The 2,903-nt window shown below is 51.9% G+C and carries 3 protein-coding genes; all 3 read left to right on the top strand.

Going from position 1 to position 2,903, the window contains the following annotated elements; genetic code table 11:
• Positions 1-746, top strand: a 746-nt coding sequence (locus tag ABJN75_RS17710) for a DnaB-like helicase C-terminal domain-containing protein (protein ID WP_348440908.1), incomplete at its 5' end; no start/stop codon positions are given.
• On the top strand, positions 739-1,896 hold the full coding sequence (gene alr, locus ABJN75_RS17705; protein ID WP_348440907.1) for an alanine racemase: 1,158 nt from the start codon (positions 739-741) through the stop codon (positions 1,894-1,896). The genes ABJN75_RS17710 and alr, both read left to right, overlap by 8 nt.
• Before the next feature lie 11 nt (positions 1,897-1,907).
• The coding region (gene radA / locus ABJN75_RS17700; protein WP_348440906.1) for a DNA repair protein RadA at positions 1,908-2,903 on the top strand (996 nt) is incomplete at its 3' end.

The raw sequence follows: 2,903 nt of genomic DNA, 5'->3' as shown, positions 1-2,903 counted from the left end.
AGCCAGATGGCACAACAAAAGCTACAAATGGCGGGATTGTTGGCTTCTTCTCACTCGAGATGTCATCTGAGCAACTTGCGACTCGTATCATTGCTGAGCAGTCTCAGGTGTCGTCTTCAGAAATCCGGCGCGGATCAATTGACGAACGGCAATTCAACGACATTGTTATTGCCAGTCAGGAAATGCAGAGCATTCCGTTTTACATCGACCACACCGGCGGCATTTCAATTTCCCAACTGACGGCACGCGCCCGTCGCCTGAAACGGCAACGTGGACTGGATATGTTGATCATCGACTATGTTCAATTGCTGAGTGGATCTGGAAAGCGTTCAGATAACCGAGTTCAGGAAATCACTGAGATCACCACCGGACTGAAGGCACTTGCGAAGGAGCTGAATATCCCGATCCTCGCATTGTCGCAGCTATCGCGACAGGTTGAGAACCGCGATGACAAACGCCCACAGCTCTCCGATCTTCGTGAATCAGGATCAATCGAGCAGGATGCGGACGTTGTGGTATTTGTGTATCGCGAAGAGTATTATCTCCAACGTCAAATGCCAAAAGAAGGCACCGAAGAGTTTTTCAAATGGCAAGCGGATATGGAGGAAGTAGCCGGTGTTGCAGAAGTCATCATTGCCAAGCAACGTCATGGACCAACAGGCACCGTGAAGCTACAATTCGAAGGTGAATTTACCCGATTCAGCGATTTGGCACAGGATGACCACCTTCCGGAGCAGTATGGATAACGCATCAATTGAGGCTGCAATAGCAGGTGCGCGACTTACCGTTGATCTTGGTGCTATCGCGGACAATTGGCGCCTGCTCAACGACATGTCTGGCAATGCCGAATGTAGCGCGGTTGTAAAGGCAAACGCTTACGGTCTTGGCATCGAACAGGTCGTTCCCACGCTTTGGAAAACTGGCTGCCGGACCTTTTTTGTTGCCCTGCCCGAAGAAGGCATTCGCACTCGCAAAATTGCCCCCGACGCTGTGATTTATATACTCGCCGGGTTTTTCCCGGAAGCTCTAGAGACTTATAGGCGCTACAAACTCAGGCCTGTCGTTAATGCTGAGATTGATGTGTGGCTCAAGGCGGTGGGTGATGAAAAGCTACCTTATGCCATTCAGTTGGAAACCGGAATGAACCGGTTGGGGTTACCAATCCCTGACTACCATGGGCTGCTTGCCAGCGACGCACTTGACGGCTATCCGCCCAGCCTGCTGATGAGTCATCTCGCGTGTGCCGACACACCAGCGGACGCATTGAGCGGAATACAAAACAGGGCTTTCAAGCCAGCCGTTGAGGCACGAACCGGCACTGTCGCATCGCTTGCAAATTCTGCCGGAATCTTTCTGGGATCAGATTATCACTATGATTTGGTCAGGCCTGGTATAGCGCTTTATGGCGGCGCATGCACCGCAGATGCGTTATTAAAAAATCCAATGAAACCAACTATTAAGATAGAATCTCGGATTCTGCAGATTAAGTCTGCCGCGCCCGGTGAGACAGTGGGGTATGGCGGTGCGGAAACTGTTCTTCCCTCCACGCATGACATGTCTGGTCGCAGGATCTTGGCAACAATCGCCTCTGGATATGCGGATGGATATATCCGGTCAGCCGGTAGCAGTGACATTCGCAAAGGCGCTTTTGCTGCATGGAGAGGACATCAGGTCCCTCTTCTGGGTCGAGTTTCCATGGATCTCACAACCGTTGATTTAACTGATCATCCAGATGTAGATGAATTAGCGGGCTGTGATTATCAGAACGAATGGATAGAGTTGATCGGCCCAAATGTTGTGCTGGATGATACTGCCACCATTGCCGGAACAATCGGATACGAATTTCTAACAAGCCTCGGAAATCGCTTCCATCGGATCTACACCAACGACATTTGATCGGATTAGTCTTGGCTAAACAGAAAATACAATATGTCTGCCAGAATTGTGGTGCGGTAACACCGCGCTGGGCAGGAAAATGCGAGTCCTGCAACGCTTGGAATACTATAGTTGAGGAAAATCCCGGCTCCGGCATTGGCGGTGCTTCAAAGCGGTTGGTCGGCAAAGGCCGGGTAATGGAACTTGTGCCGCTTGAGGGTGAAACGCCGGAAGCACCCCGGATCACGAGTGGCATCACAGAACTCGACCGCGTAACAGGCGGCGGATTTGTTCCCGGTTCTGCACTTCTTGTCGGCGGTGATCCCGGCATAGGAAAATCTACAATCCTACTACAAGCCGCTGCCGAACTGGCAAGGTCTGGCAAAAAAGTCATTTATATTTCAGGCGAGGAAGCAATCGCACAAGTCCGCATGCGTGCCCAACGCCTCGGTCTTCGCGATGCGTCCGTGCAATTAGCAGCCGAAACCAGTGTGGAAGATATTCTGACAACCCTGGAAGCAGACACCCCACCTGCCCTTTTGATCCTTGATTCAATCCAGACCCTTTGGACATCGCAGGTCGACTCGGCTCCAGGAACCGTCACGCAGGTACGTACAGCGGCACAGGCAATGATTCGCTATGCCAAAAAAATGGGAACAACAACCATTCTGGTAGGGCACGTAACGAAGGACGGGCAGATAGCTGGCCCCCGTGTTGTGGAACACATGGTGGATGCCGTATTTTATTTTGAGGGTGAAGGCGGACATCAGTTCCGTATCATGCGCGCTGTCAAAAATCGTTTCGGTCCGACCGATGAAATTGGCGTCTTCGAGATGACCGGCGGCGGATTGCGAGAGGTCTCGAACCCGTCCGAGTTGTTCTTAGGCGAGAGGAAAGCCAACAATCCAGGTACCGCAGTTTTTGCCGGCATGGAAGGCACGCGCCCTGTCTTGGTAGAGATACAAGCTTTGGTCGCTCCCTCTTCTTTGGGAACTCCGCGTCGAGCAGTCGTTGGGTGGGATAACAGC

Source organism: Hoeflea sp. (assembly GCF_039975035.1).
In the GTDB taxonomy this organism is placed as follows: Bacteria; Pseudomonadota; Alphaproteobacteria; order Rhizobiales; family Rhizobiaceae; genus Hoeflea.
Note: the sequence above shows the minus strand (reverse complement) of the source record. Positions and strands in the feature narration are given on the sequence as shown.